This window comes from Leucobacter faecis (assembly GCF_054456695.2).
In genome coordinates, this window is the sequence record NZ_JBTJER020000006.1 from 158,315 (window position 1) to 175,630 (window position 17,316).

14 protein-coding genes are annotated in these 17,316 nt (G+C 65.2%); 8 read left to right on the forward strand and 6 right to left on the reverse strand.

The window, feature by feature from the left end; translation table 11 throughout:
• The first annotated feature begins 11 nt into the window (after window positions 1-11).
• Window positions 12-416, forward strand: coding sequence for an SHOCT domain-containing protein (locus ACXR2W_RS08680; protein ID WP_458814437.1), 405 nt, complete (start codon window positions 12-14; stop codon window positions 414-416).
• On the opposite strand, the gene moaA is transcribed toward ACXR2W_RS08680, so the two are convergent.
• A complete protein-coding gene (gene moaA / locus ACXR2W_RS08685; protein WP_458814435.1) occupies window positions 413-1,483 on the reverse strand; it encodes a GTP 3',8-cyclase MoaA in 1,071 nt (356 codons plus the stop codon). The genes ACXR2W_RS08680 and moaA overlap by 4 nt on opposite strands.
• A 214-nt stretch (window positions 1,484-1,697) precedes the next feature.
• Between moaA and glsA the strand changes: the two genes are divergently transcribed.
• The 6 genes from glsA to ACXR2W_RS08715 are packed head-to-tail and all read left to right on the forward strand — an operon-like array spanning window position 1,698 to window position 8,484.
• Window positions 1,698-2,786 (forward strand): glutaminase A, encoded by a 1,089-nt coding sequence (gene glsA / locus ACXR2W_RS08690; protein WP_458814433.1) that lies wholly within the window; start codon window positions 1,698-1,700, stop codon window positions 2,784-2,786.
• 47 nt (window positions 2,787-2,833) lie between these two features.
• Window positions 2,834-3,694 (forward strand): molybdate ABC transporter substrate-binding protein, encoded by an 861-nt coding sequence (modA, locus tag ACXR2W_RS08695; protein ID WP_458814431.1) that lies wholly within the window; start codon window positions 2,834-2,836, stop codon window positions 3,692-3,694.
• A gap of 46 nt (window positions 3,695-3,740) precedes the next feature.
• On the forward strand, window positions 3,741-4,550 hold the full coding sequence (locus tag ACXR2W_RS08700) for an ABC transporter permease (protein WP_458814429.1): 810 nt from the start codon (window positions 3,741-3,743) through the stop codon (window positions 4,548-4,550).
• Window positions 4,547-5,341: an ATP-binding cassette domain-containing protein gene (locus ACXR2W_RS08705; RefSeq protein ID WP_458814427.1), complete on the forward strand. Its 795-nt coding sequence runs from the start codon at window positions 4,547-4,549 to the stop codon at window positions 5,339-5,341. Before ACXR2W_RS08700 ends, ACXR2W_RS08705 begins: the two co-directional genes overlap by 4 nt.
• A gap of 45 nt (window positions 5,342-5,386) precedes the next feature.
• Window positions 5,387-6,682: an ATP-binding protein gene (locus ACXR2W_RS08710; RefSeq protein ID WP_458814425.1), complete on the forward strand. Its 1,296-nt coding sequence runs from the start codon at window positions 5,387-5,389 to the stop codon at window positions 6,680-6,682.
• Window positions 6,679-8,484 carry a tetratricopeptide repeat protein gene (locus ACXR2W_RS08715; protein WP_458814423.1) on the forward strand — a complete coding sequence of 602 codons (1,806 nt, stop codon included), beginning with the start codon at window positions 6,679-6,681 and terminating at the stop codon, window positions 8,482-8,484. The genes ACXR2W_RS08710 and ACXR2W_RS08715 overlap by 4 nt, the downstream gene beginning before the upstream one ends.
• Before the next feature lie 214 nt (window positions 8,485-8,698).
• Here ACXR2W_RS08715 and narI read toward each other — a convergent pair whose 3' ends face one another.
• Genes narI through ACXR2W_RS08735 form a run of 4 tightly spaced genes read right to left on the reverse strand, consistent with a single transcriptional unit; the run spans window position 8,699 to window position 15,622 of the window.
• A complete protein-coding gene (narI, locus tag ACXR2W_RS08720) occupies window positions 8,699-9,463 on the reverse strand; it encodes a respiratory nitrate reductase subunit gamma (RefSeq protein WP_458814421.1) in 765 nt (254 codons plus the stop codon).
• Window positions 9,460-10,158 carry a nitrate reductase molybdenum cofactor assembly chaperone gene (narJ, locus tag ACXR2W_RS08725; protein ID WP_458814419.1) on the reverse strand — a complete coding sequence of 233 codons (699 nt, stop codon included), beginning with the start codon at window positions 10,156-10,158 and terminating at the stop codon, window positions 9,460-9,462. The genes narI and narJ overlap by 4 nt, the downstream gene beginning before the upstream one ends.
• Complete coding sequence (gene narH, locus ACXR2W_RS08730; RefSeq protein WP_458814417.1) at window positions 10,155-11,864, reverse strand: nitrate reductase subunit beta; 1,710 nt, start codon at window positions 11,862-11,864, stop codon at window positions 10,155-10,157. Before narH ends, narJ begins: the two co-directional genes overlap by 4 nt.
• On the reverse strand, window positions 11,864-15,622 hold the full coding sequence (locus ACXR2W_RS08735) for a nitrate reductase subunit alpha (protein WP_458814415.1): 3,759 nt from the start codon (window positions 15,620-15,622) through the stop codon (window positions 11,864-11,866). Before ACXR2W_RS08735 ends, narH begins: the two co-directional genes overlap by 1 nt.
• Window positions 15,623-15,902: 280 nt before the next feature.
• Here ACXR2W_RS08735 and ACXR2W_RS08740 point away from each other — a divergent pair, with 280 nt between their 5' ends.
• Window positions 15,903-17,129: a nitrate/nitrite transporter gene (locus ACXR2W_RS08740; RefSeq protein ID WP_458814413.1), complete on the forward strand. Its 1,227-nt coding sequence runs from the start codon at window positions 15,903-15,905 to the stop codon at window positions 17,127-17,129.
• A gap of 12 nt (window positions 17,130-17,141) precedes the next feature.
• On the opposite strand, the gene ACXR2W_RS08745 is transcribed toward ACXR2W_RS08740, so the two are convergent.
• Window positions 17,142-17,294 carry a hypothetical protein gene (locus ACXR2W_RS08745; RefSeq protein WP_458814411.1) on the reverse strand — a complete coding sequence of 51 codons (153 nt, stop codon included), beginning with the start codon at window positions 17,292-17,294 and terminating at the stop codon, window positions 17,142-17,144.
• Window positions 17,295-17,316: the final 22 nt, after the last annotated feature.

A 17,316-nucleotide genomic window follows, 5' to 3' on the forward strand; every position in this document is an offset into this window, starting at 1 on the left:
AAAGGAACATCATGGGCTTCTTGGCAAACATTTGGGACTTTTTGTGGTTTGCGGTCACGATCTTCGTGTTTATCGCCTACCTCATGGCGCTGTTCTCGATCATCAGTGACCTCTTCCGTGACAAGAAGCTGCCCGGTGTCGCGAAAGCAATCTGGCTGATCTTTCTCGTATTCTTGCCGTTCTTGACAGCGATCGTCTACCTGATTGCGCGCGGTAGGGGCATGGGCGAGCGCGCTGCCGCGCAGGCGCAGGCAACACAGAACGCCGCAGACGACTACATTCGTTCGGTCGCCGTGCACCCGCACCCGGCTGAGCAGATCGCGCAGGCGAAGAAGCTGCTCGACGAACAGACGATCACGCAAGAGGAGTTCGACACCCTCAAGCGTGCGGCCCTCGACAAGGCAGCGTCGGCCTAACCGCCGATATACGACATTTCGATGCGGCGGCGGTTGCCGGGGGTGAGGGCTGCGCGGCGCTCAGAGTAGTTGTCGTCGCGCACCCGCCAGCGGCCCGCCAATACGTCAGAGAGCTCTGCGTCCGTCAGAGGAGAACGGCTGTCATCGCCACGCAACAGCGCACGCAAGTCGAAGCCCGACGACGCAAACAGGCACGTGTAGATCTGCCCCTCGGCAGACACACGGGCGCGCGAGCAGTCGCCGCAAAATGCGCCGGTGACGCTTGAGATCACACCGATCTCGCCGGCACCGTCTACGTACTGCCAGCGCTTCGCCGTCTCGCCGGGGTGGGTGGGGGCCGCGGGCTCGAGCGGGTACCGCTCGCTAATGCGCGCCACCACCTCGGCCGACGGCACTACGTCGTCGAGCCGCCAACCATTAGTCGCGCCCACATCCATGTACTCGATAAAACGCAGCACGTGCCCCGTACCGCGAAAACGCTCGGCGAGCGACAGAATCTCGTCGTCATTGACGCCGCGTTTGAGCACCGTGTTGATCTTGACCGGCCCAAGTCCCGCCTCGGCGGCCGCATCGATCGCAGTAAACACGCGAGCCACAGGAAATTTCACGTCGTTAATCGCTTGAAACCGCTCCTCGATGAGCGAATCGAGCGAGATCGTGACGCGCTGTAGCCCCGCCGCCTTCAGCGCCGCCGCCTTCACCGGCAGCGCCGAACCGTTCGTGGTGAGCGCGAGGTCAACGGGATCCCCCTCGGGGGTGCGCAGCGCGGCAAGCCGAGACGCGAGCTCCTCGATGCCGCGGCGCAACAGCGGCTCGCCCCCGGTGAGCCGCAGCTTGCGCACACCGAGGCCCACGGCGACGCGCGCCAGCCGCTCGATCTCCTCGAACGTGAGCAACTCGTCGCGCTCACGAAACTGAAAGTCGCGGCCGAAAATCTCCTTCGGCATGCAGTACACGCAGCGAAAATTGCAGCGATCCGTCACCGAAATGCGCAGATCGCGCAGCGGCCGGTTACGTGCGTCGGCAAGGCCCGGGGCGACCCCCGCTGACGGCAGCATCTGCGCCATGAATCGCCTCCTCACCCGGCGTGCACGCGGCGAGCGTGCGGGCCTATCTTGTTGCGTCCGATCCGGATCGCAGCTTCATCTCCACACTAGGGCCCGTAGGCAAGGAGCGCGAGTTCGCCCACCGTGAATAAACCCGGGCCCGCTAGTGACAGGGGGCGGAGCTGCGCGATAGCGTGATGGGTGCCCGCCCGTCGCCGCAGAATGGAGCTCCACCGTGCCAGAAGTCGAGGTTTTGAAGGTTACACAGCGTGTTTCGACGGGCGAATTACCCACAGCGGCCAGAGTAGATGAGCTATTACTCGCAGCGCACACGCGCTACCGCGACACCTACGACGGTACGGTCGCCAGCTATATTCCGGTGCTCGCGAGCGCAGACCCGCTCGAGTTTGGGCTTGCGCTTGTGGGCGTGAACGGCAGCACCCACACCGTGGGCGACTCTGCCGTAGAATTTTCGATTCAGTCGATTTCAAAAGCGTTTGTGTTTGCACTCGTGTGCGATGCGATTGGCCACCGCGCGGTGCCCGAGCGCGTGGGTGTCAACAACACCGGGCTCGCGTTTAACTCGGTGATCGCGCTTGAGCTCAACGAGGGCAGCCCGCAAAACCCTATGGTCAACGCGGGGGCAATCGTAACGACGAGCATGGTGCCTGGTGCGACACCGCGGGAGCGCTGGGAGAACGTGCGCGCGGGGCTCTCACGGTTTGCGGGGCGTGCTCTCGAAATCGACGAGGCCGTCTACGAATCAGAGTCGCGTACCAACTCGCGCAACCGCGGCATCGCCCGGCTGCTGCACAGCTACGGTCGCATCGATGGCAACCCCGAAGAGGCCGTCGATGTGTACACGAAGCAGTGCGCGCTAAAGGTCTCGGCCTACGATCTCGCGGTGATGGGAGCGACGATCGCAGACGGCGGGGTGAACCCGATCACCGGTGAGCGGGTGGTGTCTGCAAGCGTGGCCCGTGACACGCTCGCGGTGCTTGCGAGCTGCGGCATGTATGAGCGTTCGGGGGAGTGGCTGTTCGAGATCGGGTTGCCCGCGAAGTCGGGTGTATCGGGCGGCATCGTCGCGATCGCGCCGGGCAAGGGAGCGCTTGCGACGTACTCCCCGCCGCTCAACTCTGCCGGTAACAGCGTTCGAGGCGAACGGGCCTGCGCGTACCTCTCGCGTGCACTCGGCCTCAACCTCTACGCCTCGACGACGCACCCCGAGTTTCACCCAGACGCAGACCCCGCAGCGATACCCGCGGCCGTCAAAGCGACGGCAGAGGCAAGCCCCGAGAGGCCGGGTGGGCTGATTCGATAGCGTTGGGGTGCAAGAGAGTTGCGAGACGAACCACAAGGAGACCGTGCATGCCGCTGCCGAGCACAAAGCCGCACCCGTTCACGAACCAGCAGCACCGCCGCTCGGGTCGGCGCAGCGCGCTCGCCGCTGTAGTGGCGGTGTTGGCGATGGGGCTTGTGGGCTGTTCAAGCGTCAGCGACACGGCGGAGGAAGGGACGGTCACCCTCAACGTGTCGGCCGCGGCCTCGCTGCAACGCTCCTTCGACGAGATCGCGCAACAGTTCGAAGAACAGCACCCCGGCGTCAAGGTCACTCTCAGCTACGACGGCTCATCGACGCTCGCGACACAGATCGTCGAGGGCGCCCCGGTCGACGTGTTTGCGTCTGCCGATGAACGCAACATGCAGGTCGTCGTCGACGAGGCTCTCGCAAGCGACCCGCAAGTTTTTGCGACAAACACGCTCGTGATCGCGGTGCCCGCGGGCAACCCGGCTAAGGTGACGGGCCTCAAAGACCTGCAAGACGCGGTAACGGTGCTGTGCGCGCCCGAGGTGCCGTGCGGCGGAGCATCTGAGACCCTGCTGAAGAACGCGGCCGTCAAGGTGACCCCCGCGAGCCTCGAACAAAACGTCACCGCGGTGCTGGCGAAGGTTGCCGCGGGCGAGGCAGATGCGGGCCTCGTCTACCGCACCGACGTGGTAGGCGACGACGCCGTCGAAAGCATCGACCCCGAGGGCACCCAAGACGTGGTCAATAGGTACCCGATAGCAGCGCTCACCCCCGCGGCCCAGTCGCGCGACGCCAAGGCCAGCTCAGGCGCCAACACGAGCGACGCGAAGCACGCTGCGGCGCGCGAGTTCGTCGCATACGTGCTGGGCAAAGACGGGCAGGGCGTGCTCGAGCGCCACGGCTTCGGCTCGGCGCTGTAGCGCGAAGAACCGCAAAACTACAGCAACACACAGGAACCACAGCATCATGAAGACCTCCCGCACTGGCTCGAACGCCCCGGGCGTCGCGGTCGCGCCCGCCGTGCTCGGTATCGCACTGCTCGTGCTGCCGCTCGCGGCGCTCGTGAGCCGCGCGTCATGGAGCACGCTGTGGCAAGACATCACGAGCGAAACCGCCAGGCAGGCGCTCGCGCTGTCGCTCGGCACGGGGCTCGCGGCAACCGCGCTGTGCGTCGCGCTCGGCGTGCCATTGGCGCTGGTCATCGCGCGATCCGGCCCCAAAACATCGCAGCTGCTGCGGGCGCTCGTGGCGGTGCCGCTCGTGCTGCCGCCCATGGTGGGCGGCGTCGCGCTCTTGTTCTTATTCGGTCGCACGAGCCCCGTGGGCCAGGTCATCGAGCAGCTGTGGGGCGTCACGCTGCCGTTCACGACCGCCGCGGTCGTGCTCGCGCAGGCGTTCGTCGCGCTGCCGTTTCTCGTGCTGTCGGTGGAGGGCTCGCTGCGCGCGACGGGCGCCGCCTACGAACGCACCGCCGCGACCCTCGGGGCGGGCCCCTGGATGGTGTTTGCGCGGGTGACCTTGCCGCTCGCGGCCCCGGGACTCGTGGCCGGCGTGATCTTGTGTTTTGCGCGCGCGATCGGGGAGTTTGGCGCGACCGCCCTGTTTGCCGGTAACGCTCCGGGCGTCACCCAGACCATGCCGCTCGCGATCTACACGGCCTTCAACGGCGCCGCGTCTGGCCGCGAGCCGGCCGTCGCGCTCTCGCTACTGCTGCTCGCGACCGCGGTGCTGGTGCTGGTGAGCGTGCGCGCCTGGAAGCCCGGGGCGCTCAAATGAGGCGCCGGATCAGCGCGCAGCGGCCATTGCCACTCAGCCCCGCCGCGCTCTCGGCCGCGATCGGCATGCCGCGTACGGGGTTTGAACTTGACGTGTCGTTCGAGCTAATGGCTGGCGAGACACTCGCGCTCATGGGGCCGAGCGGGGCGGGTAAGTCAAGCATCGTGCACGCGCTTGCCGGCACCGAGCGTCTCACCGCGGGCCGCATAGTGCTCGGTGGTGCGCAGGGGCTCGTGCTCGCAGACGCGGGGGAACGCGTGCACGTGCCACCGCACGCGCGAGGCGTGGGGCTACTCGGGCAAGAACCGCGGCTGTTTCCGCACCTCAGTGCCGCGCGCAACATCGCCTTCGCCGCCCGCGCACGTGGTACAGGCAAACGCGAGGCGCTCGCCGAAGCAGACGGGTGGCTCACGCGCCTCGGCCTTGACGAAGTGGCCGCGAAGCTGCCCGCAGAGCTGTCGGGTGGCCAGCGTCAGCGCATCGCACTCGCCCGCGCGCTCGCGGCGGCCCCACGGCTGCTGCTCGTCGACGAACCGTTTGCCTCGCTCGATGTCGAGGCCGCGGCCGACATGCGTGCGCTGTTGCGTGAAGAACTTAAGCGCACCGGCACCACCGCCGTAGTTGTGTCGCACTCGGCGGTCGACGCGGCCGAGCTGGCACACCGACTCATCGTCATCGAGCGTGGCCGTATCGCGCAGCAGGGCGAGGTGCATGCGGTGCTCGCGGCCCCGGCTACGCGGTTCGTGCGGGCCGTCGCCGCGACGTTGCCCACCCGCCCCGTGAGAGACTAAAAGGGCCTCGCTCGGGGCCGAAACGTTCACGCCGAAAGGGGCGACATGACTGACCTCATCAGCGCGATAGCCACTGCGGTGGCCGCAGACCCCGAATCGCTGCCGCTACGATTGCACCTCGCTGAGCTGCTTCTTGCAAACGGCGAGTCTGCGCGCGCCGTGACCGAGTTGTCTCAGGTGCTCGTGCGCGATGCGAGCAACGCGCGAGCGCAGCAGCTGATGCGCGAGGCGTTGAGCGCCCCGAGTGCCACGAGTGCCCCGAGCCAGGCCGAGGCGGGGGATAGCTCGAGCCACAGCGAAGCCGGTGCCGCCGACGGGATCGACTGGCAGCGCCTCGAACAAGAAGTCGACGTGGCGATTGACCCGCCGTTCGTCGGGTCAATAGAGTACGTTGGTGCTACCGAAACAGCGCAGCCAATGCCCGTATCAGGTGACACTGCCGAGGCCGAGCTCGATGCTCCGCCCGAGACCCCCGCGGTGACGCTTGCCGATGTGGGCGGGCTGCAGCATGTGAAAGACCGATTGAACGTCGCGTTTCTCGAACCCATGCGCAACCCCGAAATCGCGAAGGCGTTTCAGAAGAGCCTGCGCGGCGGCCTGTTGCTCTACGGCCCTCCCGGTACGGGCAAGACCTTCATTGCGAAGGCGATCGCCGGCGAGCTCGGCGCGAAGTTTCTAACGGTCACCGTCGCTGACGTGCTCAATTCGTTTATCGGTGAAAGCGAAAAGAACGTGCAGCGCCTGTTCGAGCGTGCCCGTAAGCATGCCCCGTGTGTGCTGTTCATTGACGAGCTCGACTCGATTGGCGGCAAACGTTCGATGTACAGTTCGAGCGCCACGTGGATGCGTGGGGTAGTTAATCAGCTCCTCACCGAGCTCGACGGGGTGGGCAGCAATAACGACGGCGTGTTTGTGCTCGCCGCAACGAACCACCCGTGGGAGGTGGACGACGCCCTGCTGCGCCCGGGCCGCTTCGACCGGGTGGTGCTGGTCACTCCGCCCGATGCCCCGGCCCGCATCGAAATTCTGCGCGGTGCACTCGCCGGGCGCCCGCTGGCGGGCATCGACCTTGCACGGCTCGCGCAGCGCACGGAGAAATTCTCGGGGGCCGACCTTGAACACCTCGCGACGACCGCCGCTGAGAAGGCGATGGCCGATTCGATTGCCGCGGGCCAGGTGCGCCCCATCACGATGGCCGATTTTGATGCCGCATTTGCAGAGGTGCAGCCGAGCACGGGCGGGTGGATGCACAGCGCCGTGAATGTTGTCACGTTTGGCAACGTCGACGGCCGTTACGACGAACTGCAGCAGTACCTCACCCGCGAAAAATTCATGAAATGACGGTGCGCGCGGCATCTCCCGGTGCGGGCGCACCCGACCCGGGGCAGCAGATTGATCTATGCCTCAAACACGCCGAAATGCTTGGTGCACAGGGGCGCTTTGCCGAGGCGCTCGAGGCGCTTGGCCCGGGTCTCGCGGTTGACCCGCAGAACCCCTACCTGCTGCACGAGCGTGCCTGGGTGCTGCTCAAACTGTGGCGGGTCGATGAGGCACGGTTCACGCTTGAACAGTTGCTGGGGGCGCACCCCGATCTGGCCAGTGCGCGATACCTCTTGGCTCACGCGCTGTTACAGCAGAACAAGCACCAGCAGGCCGAACGCGAGGTTGACGCCTGCTTGGCGGCGGAGCCAAACAACCCGGCCTTTCTGCTGCAGAGCGCACAGATTCTTGTTGCCGCAATGCCTGAGCGTCGCGACAGGCGCAGCCTGAAACGCGCTGCGCTCGCACAAACGCAGCAGGCGCTCGCCTTTGCTGCGAGCAAACCAGACGTGATCGCTGTTGCCGTGCGCTTGCAATGGGGGCTCGGGCGCACACGTGCTGCCCTCGAGACCTGCAAGAGGGGGCTTGCAGAGGCACCGCAAGACGCCGATCTGCTCGAGTTACACGCGGGCCTTATCACCGCCAATACGCCAACAAACGGCAAAGGCATGATGGGGCAAGAGCTTGCGCACGCGGCCGAGATGAGCAAGTTGCTCGCCGGTGACCCCCAGCATCGCATTGCGCGCACGGCGCTGTTTGGGCAGCTCTGGTTTCGGCTGAGGGTGCGCATCGACGCGCCAATGTACCTGATCGCTTTCGCTTCGATCGGCATTCTCGCCGGCTTTGCCGGGGGCACAGCTGACCCGCGAAATGTTGTGGTGTGGTGGGTTATCGCGGCGATTGTGGGCGGCGTGCAGTGGGCACGCTATTGGGTGTTGAGCAAGTGCATTTCGCGCGGGTTTCGCACGCAGATTGCCGGATCTGGCCCGGCCGACCGCGCCCGCCGTTTGGGCGAGATCGTGGTCCTTGGTGCCCTGGCGGCGACCGGTGTTACGGCCGTCGTTGTCGCGTCGACCACGCGCGATGCCGTAGTGGTGCGCTGGGTCGTTGTGGCGCTGTGCATGCTCGCCGCGGCGTCGTTCGCGTGCTCGCTGGCGTGGCAGCTGGGATACCTGACCCGCGCGCGTCGCATGGAGGGCGGAGTGCTCGACCGCGATGCGATAGTGCGCCTGGCCGCGCACCGGCGCAGCCAGATGGCGCTCGTTGTGCTGCGTTGCTTTGAATCGGCGGGGCTGTGGCTGCTGTTTGGCGTGATACACGCTGCGGTGGGCTTCGGTCAGAGCAGAGGTGATGCCGCAGCGGTCATGCTGCTGTCGACGTCGGCTATGGTGCTCTCGCCGCTCACGGGGTGGTTTCTGACGTGGCTGGCTGAGTTGCGTGCCCGCGGTCAGATCAAGGCGACGGTGCTGGTGAACGTGGCCGCACCCGCGCTGTGGTCGCCCGCGGCGGGGGCCGTGCTCGCGGCCTGCCTGATCGTGTCATTTGCCTGCGGGGCGGTCATGGCACCCGTGCTCCCGGGCGAGTATGACGCGATCGGGCAGTACGCCCCCAAGGAGCAGAACGCGAAGAGCGACACTGACGACAGCGGCACCGACGACAGCGGCACTGACGACAGCGGCGACGAAACGTGCAGCGGTACGCGAGCATCGCGACTCGCTTGCCGACTTGACAACGTGCGAGAGCTCTCGCAGCGTCCGGTCGAGTTTCCTAACGTGCCCGATCCCATTGACCTGCGCGAACTAGCGGACCTGCAAACGCCGTAGCCGGTACCTCTCGACCACCAAAACGCACTATAGACATCTGTAGCACAGTGGGGCTATCGTGTGGAGAGACAGAGCAGCGCCCCGCGCTGTGGTACTGTCACAAAGCCTGTTTCACTTACACCTGCGAAGGCGCGTGTAAATAGGTCGGCGGATGCGCGTCGTTTATGGGGGGATGGCGACGCGCATCCGACGTATGGTGAACCGTAACCTATCGTTATGGCCGGTTCAAGCGTTTGGGGTCTGGCGGCTCGGTGATCGGATCCCAGCCACGCCTCACGGGGCGCATACCGGTGGGGCCAGCATCGCGCGATCGATAGACGATGTACGGGCGAAACAGGTAGGGGAAGGGCGCAGACCACACGTGTACCAGCCGCGTGAATGGCCACAGCGCAAACAGCAGCGAAGCCGAGATGATGTGCAGCTGAAAGAAGAGCGGCACCGTCGACATGAGCTCTGGCTCTGGCTGAAAGATGATCAGGTGCCTGATCCACGGCGAGATTGTGGTGCGATAGGTGAACCCCTCGCCAAACATTTGGTAGACGACCGTCGAAAGCGTGCCAAAGATCAGCGTCATGCCCAAGAACACGTACATCACCTTGTCCATCACCGTGGTCGCAAGAAACACGGGGCCAACGGTGCGGCGGCGGTAGATCAAGATTGCGAGGCCGGCCAGCGTCAGCACCGCCGCGAACGAGCCCATCCATACGGCGCCGAGGTGGTACATGTGATCGTTGATGCCGATCGCGTTGAGCCACTCTCGCGGAATTAGCAGACCCACGACGTGGCCCGCGATCACCATCAAAATACCAAAGTGAAACATGGGCGAGCCCCAGCGCAACAGCCGGTTCTCGTAGGTTTGGCTCGAGCGGGTGGTCCAGCCAAACTTGTCGTAGCGATAGCGCCAAATATGGCCGACAATGAAGACGGCAGCGCACGCGTACGGCAGCGCCACCCACAACAAAATGTCTAAGGTGCTCATACGTCCCCCCTCGGATTGAACGGCGGTAGGTTACCTAAGAAGCTGAGCCCCACGGTTTCGGTGGGCGGGCCTTCGCTCACGAGCGCCAGCACGCGTTCGCGCGTTTCGCGGTCCACCTGCGGCAGCGACAGCGTGACGGTGCGCACGACGCCCGCCCACGGGCTGTCGATCGCTTCGAGCGCGGCGCGCAGCACCTCGATGCCCTCGAGGTGCGCGGCTAGCAGCGCCTCGGCAATCGGGTCGCCCGAGCGTGCCGAGAACTCGAGCACAGCGGGCAGATAGTCGGGCAGCTCGTCTGGAGCGATCTCCCACCCTGCCGCGCGGTACGCTTCGATGAACGTGACGAGCGCGGTGCCGCGCTTGCGGGTGTCACCGGTCGCGAAGTAGCTGAGGTAGAGGCTGCACTTGCGTTTCAGGTCGAACGTGACCACGTACTGCCGCTGCCATTCGGTGGGGCCCGCCGCCCGCGCAAGGTCGATGAACTCGGTGAAAAGCTGGGACAGCACGGGGGGCAGCGTGCGCGCGTGGGCTTCGAGCGTGTCTAAGCGCGCGAACCACTCGGGGCCCGGGTAATCGAGCAAGAGCGAGGCGAGCATGTGCGCTCCGGATCGCTCATCGCGCGTAAGCGTCACAGGCGCCAGGGTGCCCGGCAGCGGGCGCCTCGGCGTGACACGATTGAGCAGTTTCGTGATCACGCCTGCCCCCGCTCTCGGCCCTGCTTGCCGGTTTTGCGCACGGGCCCGAGGTCGCCCTCTGGCAGCGTGGTGGGGGTGCCAGAGGGTGGAAAGAGCCCGTCGGGGCTGCCGTTGCCGTCCCAGTTGAGCAGGTTTACGCGGCCGGGTGTCGACGGTCGGTCTGCGGTCTGCCGGTTCTTGAGCGCGTTGAAGTTCTCGACCGCTACGGGGACGGGCTCACCGCTCGACGAGCCGAAGGGGCCCGCGCCGCCCATGCCCGGGCCGCCGTCGAACTCGAGCGAGCACCCCATCTCTTCGAGGTCGTGGGCCTGCTCGGCGTGGGCCGACGGAATCACGTACCGCTCCTCATACTTTGCGATCGCGAGCAGCCGATACATCTCTTCGATCGCGGCGCCCGACATGCCCACCGCGTTTGCGATGCGTTCGTCACGCACATCATCGATTGACACGCCCCGCATGAACGAGCGCATCGCTGCGAGCTTGCGCAGCGCGAGGTCGACGGGAGCGGGGTCACCGGCGCTGAAGATCTCGGCGAGGTACCCAATAGGGATCCGGAGCTTATCGATCGCAGCGAACAGCGTGCGCGCGTCTTCGCCGTCGGCCCCAGAGCCGGTGACGACATCGACGACGGGCGACAGCGGCGGAATGTACCAGACCATGGGCATCGTGCGGTACTCGGGGTGCAGCGGGAGCGCGACCTCATACTCTTTAATGAGCTTGTAGATGGGGCTCTTCTGAGCGCCCGTGATCCAGTCCTCGGGGATCCCCTCGGCGCGTGCGCCCGCCACGACCTCGGGGTCGAAGGGATCGAGAATCACAGATTTTTGTGCTTCGAGCAGGTCGTGCTCGTTCTCAACAGACGCGGCCTCGGCGACACGGTCGGCGTCGTAGAGCACGAGCCCCAGATAGCGCAGTCGCCCCACGCAGGTCTCGGCGCACACAGTGGGCAACCCCACCTCGATGCGCGGGTAACACATCGTGCACTTCTCGGCCTTGCCTGTGCGGTGGTTAAAGTACACCTTCTTATAGGGGCAGCCAGACACGCACATGCGCCAGCCGCGGCAGGCGTCTTGGTCGACGAGCACAATGCCGTCCTCTTGACGCTTGTACATTGCACCAGAAGGGCACGATGCGACACACGACGGGTTGAGGCAGTGCTCGCAGATGCGCGGTAGATAGAACATGAAGGCCTTTTGGTACTCGGCCTCGACCTGCTCGCTCATCTTTTTGAGGATCGGGTCGTCTTGCATCGTCTCGATCGAGCCGCCCAGGTTGTCATCCCAGTTCGCAGACCACCCGATCTTCATGTCCTTCCCGGTGAGTAAGCTCTTGGGTTTCGCGACGGGGGTGTGCGCGCCGCTGGGCGCGTTCAGCAGCATGTCGTAGTCGTAGGTCCACGGCTCGTAGTAGTCGTGAATCTCAGGCAGCTTGGGGTTTGAGAAGATGCGGCTCAGCTTGTGCAGCCGGCCACCGTCGCGCAGCCGCAGCCTGCCCTTCTTGTCGCGCACCCAGCCGCCGCGCCACTTGTCTTGGTCTTCGTAGCCGCGCGGGTAGCCGACCCCAGGCCGGGTCTCGACGTTGTTAAACCAGACATACTCGACGCCCGAGCGGTTGGTCCACGCCTGCTTGCACGTCACCGAGCAGGTGTGACACCCGATGCACTTGTCGAGGTTCATGACCATCGACATCTGCGCCATGACCTTCATCAGTACTGCACCTCCTGGCTGCGGCGACGAATAGTCGTCACCTCGTCGCGCTGGTTGCCCGTGGGCCCCAGATAGTTGAACGCCCACGCGAGCTGCGCGTAGCCGCCGATTAGGTGGCTCGGTTTCATCAGAATGCGGGTGAGCGAGTTGTGAATGCCGCCGCGCAGCCCGCTCGTCTCGGCAATCGGCACATCGACCGTGCGATCTTTGGCGTGGTACATGTAGACGGTGCCCTCGGGCATGCGGTGCGATACGATCGCGCGGGCCACCACCACGCCATTGCGGTTGTACGATTCGATCCACTCGTTGTCGCGCACCCCAATCTTGTCGGCGTCCCCGGGGCTCATCCAGATCGTGGGCCCGCCGCGCGACAGCGAGAGCATGAACAGGTTGTCTTGGTACTCAGAGTGAATCGACCACTTCGAGTGCGGGGTGAGGTAGCGCACCGCGACCTCGGCGTTGCCCGACTCGTGCGTGCTCGTGCGGCCGAGCTTCGCATCACCAAACAGGCGGTGCATGTCGAGCGGCGGGCGGTAGACGGGAAGCTGCTCGCCGAGCTCTTGCATCCAGTCGTGGTCGAGATAGAAGTGTTGCCTTCCTGTGAGCGTGTGCCAGGGTTTCAAATGCTCGACGTTGATCGCGAACGCGGTGTACCTGCGGCCGCCGTGCTCAGACCCCGACCATTCGGGTGAGGTGATCACGCTGCGCGGCTGCACCTGCACGTCATGAAATGTGATGCGCGAGCCCTCGTGTTCCTCAGACAGGAACGCCATCTTCTGGCCCGTGTGTTCTTCGAGCTGGCGAAAGCCCTGTGTTGCGAGGCGCCCGTTGCTCGTGCCCGAGAACGCGAGAATCATCTCGCACGCCCGCTTGTCGGTGTCGAGCCGCACACGCCCCTCGCACGGCCCGTTTGGCACCGTGCCGTTCACGTGCGCGAGGGCTTCGATCTCGGGATCCGGCTGGTATTTGATGCCCTTCGTCATCATGCCGAGCTCGCTCGTGAGCGGGCCGAGTGACCGCCAGCGATCGAAGATGCCGGGGTAGTCGCGCTCGACGACGGTGAGCTTAGGCATCGTGACGCCCGGTATGAGCGGCGCGCCCTCTGGCACGCGACCCTTGGGGGTTGCCATCGCGTCGGGGGTGTCGTGCTGCAGCGGGGTTGCGACGACGTCCTTGCGCACCCCCAGGTGCGTTTCAGAGAATTCGCCAAAGCGCTGCGCCATGAGCCCAAACAGCTCGAAGTCGGTCTTCGTCTGCCAGGGCGGCGCGATCGCCGGGTTGAACGAGTGAATGAACGGGTGCATGTCGGTCGACGACAGGTCGTACTTCTCGTACCAGGTCGCGGCGGGGAACACGATGTCAGAGAACAGTGTGGTGCTCGTCATTCTGAAGTCGGCGGTCGCGAGCAGGTCGAGCTTGCCCTCGGGTGCTTCATCGTGCCAGGCCATGTCGCGGGGCCGCTCGCCCGGCCCCGCTTCGGGCGCACGTACGGCCGCGTCGGTGCCGAGCAGGTGCTTCAAGAAGTACTCGTTGCCCTTGCCCGACGAGCCCAAGACGTTGGCGCGCCAGATCAGCACGACGCGCGGAAAGTTCTCGGGCGCATCGGGGTCTTCGCACGCGTAGGCGAGCGACCCGTCGCTCAGTGAGTCGACGACGTGCTGGGCAGGCTCCTTGCCCGCCCGCTCTGCCTCGTCGGCGAGGTCGAGCGGGTTGCGGTTGTAGGTCGGGTAGCTCGGCATCCAGCCACGCTTCGCCGATTCGACGAGGCAATCGGCGGTCGTGCGGTCGTCGAACTGGCCGCGCGCGAGCGGTGAGGCGAGCGAGTTGGCGGGCAGCCCGTCGTAGCGCCACTGGTCGGTCGCGAGGTACCAAAACGCGGTGCCGATCGTGTGCCGAGGCGGCCGCTGCCAGTCGGCGGCGGCCGCGTACTGCTGGTACCCGGTGAGCGGGCGCACCTTCTCTTGCCCCACGTAGTGTGCCCAGCCGCCGCCGTTCACGCCCTGGCAGCCCGTCATCATCGTGAGCGCGAGAAACGTGCGGTAGATCGTGTCTGAGTGGAACCAGTGGTTGGTGCCAGCGCCCATCAAAATCATGGAGCGGCCGCCCGACCGGTCGGCATTGTCGGCGAACTCGCGGGCGATGCGTATCGCCTGCTCGGCGGGCACGCTCGTGTGCTCCTCTTGCCACGCCGGGGTGCCCGGTGTCGCGGCGTCGTCGTAGCCCGCGGGCCACTGGCCCGGCAGGCCCTCGCGCGCCACACCGTACTGCGCGAGCATCAGGTCGAAGACCGTCGTCACCAGCTTTCCTGCGACGCGCATCACGGGCACGCCCCTTGTTACAACGCCGGATCCGCCCGCGTGCTCCTGCCCCTCCTCGGGCGCGAGGTCAAAGCGGGGCAGCGACAGTTCGACGGCGTCGCCGTTCCAGGATTCAAGATCTGCGACCGACAGAGCCGGGACGATGTCGCCCAGGTCGAGGTTCCACTTGCCTTTGTCTGCCTGCGCGTAGCGGTGGCCGAGCGAACCGTTTGGCACGCGTGCGTCGCCCGACATATCGAGCAGTGCGGGTTTGAACTCGGCGTTGGTGGCGGCGGCTGCTTCGCCGCCCAGGTCGGCCGCGGTCACGAACTTGCCGGGTACGAGCTTGCCGGTGGCGGGGTCGAACGCGGCGGCAGCGTCGCCTTCGAGCGCATCGACCTCTACGAGAAACGGCGAATCGGTGAACCGGCGCATGTAGTCTTCGAAGCGTGCGGTGCGCTTCTCGACGTAGTGCTCCTTCAAGATCACGTGCCCCATGGCGAGGCCGAGCGCGGCGTCGGTGCCGGGGTGCAGGGCCACCCACTCGTCGGCAAACTTGGTGTTGTCGGTGTAGTCGGGCGATACCGTCACGACCTTTTGGCCGCGGTAGCGGGCCTCGGTCATGAAGTGGGCGTCGGGGGTGCGCGTGACGGGCACGTTGGACCCCCACATGATCAGGTAGCCCGCGTTCCACCAGTCGGCCGACTCGGGTACGTCGGTCTGGTCACCAAACACCTGCGGGCTCGCGACCGGCAGGTCGGCATACCAGTCGTAGAACGAGAGCATCGTGCCGCCGACGAGGTTGAGATACCTCGATCCGGCGCCGTGAGACACCATCGACATCGCCGGAATGGGTGAGAAACCCGCGATGCGATCGGGCCCATACTTCTTGACGGAGTAGACCTGGGCGGCGACGGCGATCTCCATCGCCTCGTCCCAGGTCGCGCGAATCAGGCCACCCTTGCCGCGGGCGCGCTTGTAGCGGTTTGCCTTGATCGGGTCTTCAACAATTGACGCCCAGGCGTCGACGGGGTCGGGGTGCTGCGCCTTCGCGTCGCGGTAGAGCTCGGCGAGCACGTCACGAATGTACGGGTAGCGCACGCGCGTGGGGGAGTAGGTGTACCAGCTAAACGCCGCGCCGCGGGGGCAGCCGCGCGGCTCGTACTCGGGGGAGTCGGGGCCCACTGAAGGGTAGTCGGTCTGCTGCGTCTCCCACGTGATGATGCCGTCCTTGACATACACCTTCCATGAGCATGATCCGGTGCAGTTCACGCCGTGGGTCGAACGCACCACCTTGTCGTGCGACCAGCGGTCGCGGTAGAACACGTCGCCCTTGCGGCCACCCTCGAGAAACATGGCGCGCAGGTCGGGGCTTGTCTCGCCACGGCGCATAAACCGCCCCATGTTCAACAGCGTGTCTGCGAGTGCGCCGTCGGTGGCGGGGTGCGGGGTTTCGGCCATGACAAAAGCTCCCATCTGTAGCGGATGTCTCCAGCATTGCCCTGTGAAGGGGAGGTATGCAAGCTTTTCACCGTGTTTATTATCTTTTTGTTCTAAAAGAGAAAACACCCGATCATCATATGAAATAAACACGGTCATTGCGCTAGCCCCCGTGGGGGTGACCGGGTTATTCTCTGTGCAACGCCAAATTTTGGCAACGGGTGTGGGTCACACAGTCGCTGCGTATTTGGCGTATTCACGCGAGTGGAAATCGCTCGCGGCTAAGATCGCGAGGCGCAACGTGACGACGAAGACTCCACCGCAGCAAGCTGTACAACCCCACCAGAGCGAGAGCCTGCGTGGGCAATTGCCGCAGCTGCTGCTCGCGACGCTTGCGAGCGCCGTCGGGTTTTGGGCGTGGATGCTGATCTCGCCGATTCAGCGGTTTTATGCGGAGGGCATGAGCCTAAACGAGGGGCAGATTTCGCTGATGCTCGCCGCCCCGGTGCTCGTGGGCGCGCTCGGCCGCATCGTGGTGGGAGCGCTCACTGACCGCTTCGGTGCCCGCATCATGTTTACGGCCGTGTTGCTCGGGGCGGCTCCGGCCGTGCTGCTTGTGGCGTTCGCGGGGTCGATCGGCAGTTTTGCGCTGCTCATCGTAGCGGGCACCTACCTCGGGGTAGCGGGCACGATTTTTGCGGTCGGCGTACCCTTTGCGAGCGCCTGGTATGAGCCGAAGCGGCGGGGCTTTGCAAACGGTGTGTTTGGTATGGGCATGATCGGCACCGCTGTCTCTGCGTTTTTTACGCCCAGGCTGCTGCGGCAGCTCGGCTATGTCGAAACCCACGTGTTCATTGCGGTGCTCATGATCGCAACCGCGGCGCTCGTGTGGTTTTTTATGCGCGAGTCACCGGCTTGGCAGCCGAGTAGGCAGCCCCTCGTGCCAAAGGTGTGGGGTGCGCTGAAGCTGCCGGTGACGTGGGAGATGGCGTTTTTGTACGGCATCGTGTTTGGTGGGTTTGTCGCGTTCTCAAACTTTTTGCCGAAGTACCTCGTAACGATTTACCCGGGCGAAGTTGACCCCGTCGGCGCGGGTACGCGCACCGCACTGTTCGCTGTTGCAGCAGTCATTGCGCGCCCCATCGGCGGCGTGCTGTCAGACAGGTTCGGCCCCAAGATCGTGGCGCTCGTGTCACTCGCATCGATCGTGTCACTCGCCTACATTGTCGGCCAGCAGCCGCCCGAGGGTGTGCTCACGGGCGCGACGTTCATCTTGATGGCCTCAGCTATGGGGCTCGGCATGGGGGCGGTGTTCGCCTGGATCGGGCCGTCCACGCCGCCCGAGAAAGTGGGCGCGGTGAGCGGTGTGGTGGCGGCGGCCGGCGGACTCGGCGGGTACTTTCCGCCGCTCGTGATGGGCGCGACCTATCATCCCGAGTCAAACTCGTACTCGCTGGGGCTGTGGTTGCTGGTGCTGGTGGGGGCGTTCGCGCTCGTCGTGGCGGGCATGCTGCGCGGTACGCGGTAGCGGCCGCAGCTGCTAGTCGTCGCTGTAGCGTTCGATCAGAAATCTGATGTGCGGAGTGAGGTCACCGGTTCGATATGTGATGACAAGCGCATCTTCATATTGCGCTTTGAGGGAGTCAGGAACCAATATTGCGTCGTACCCGTGCGACATGAGCACTGAGTTCATCGTGTAACGCCCTGCGCGCTTG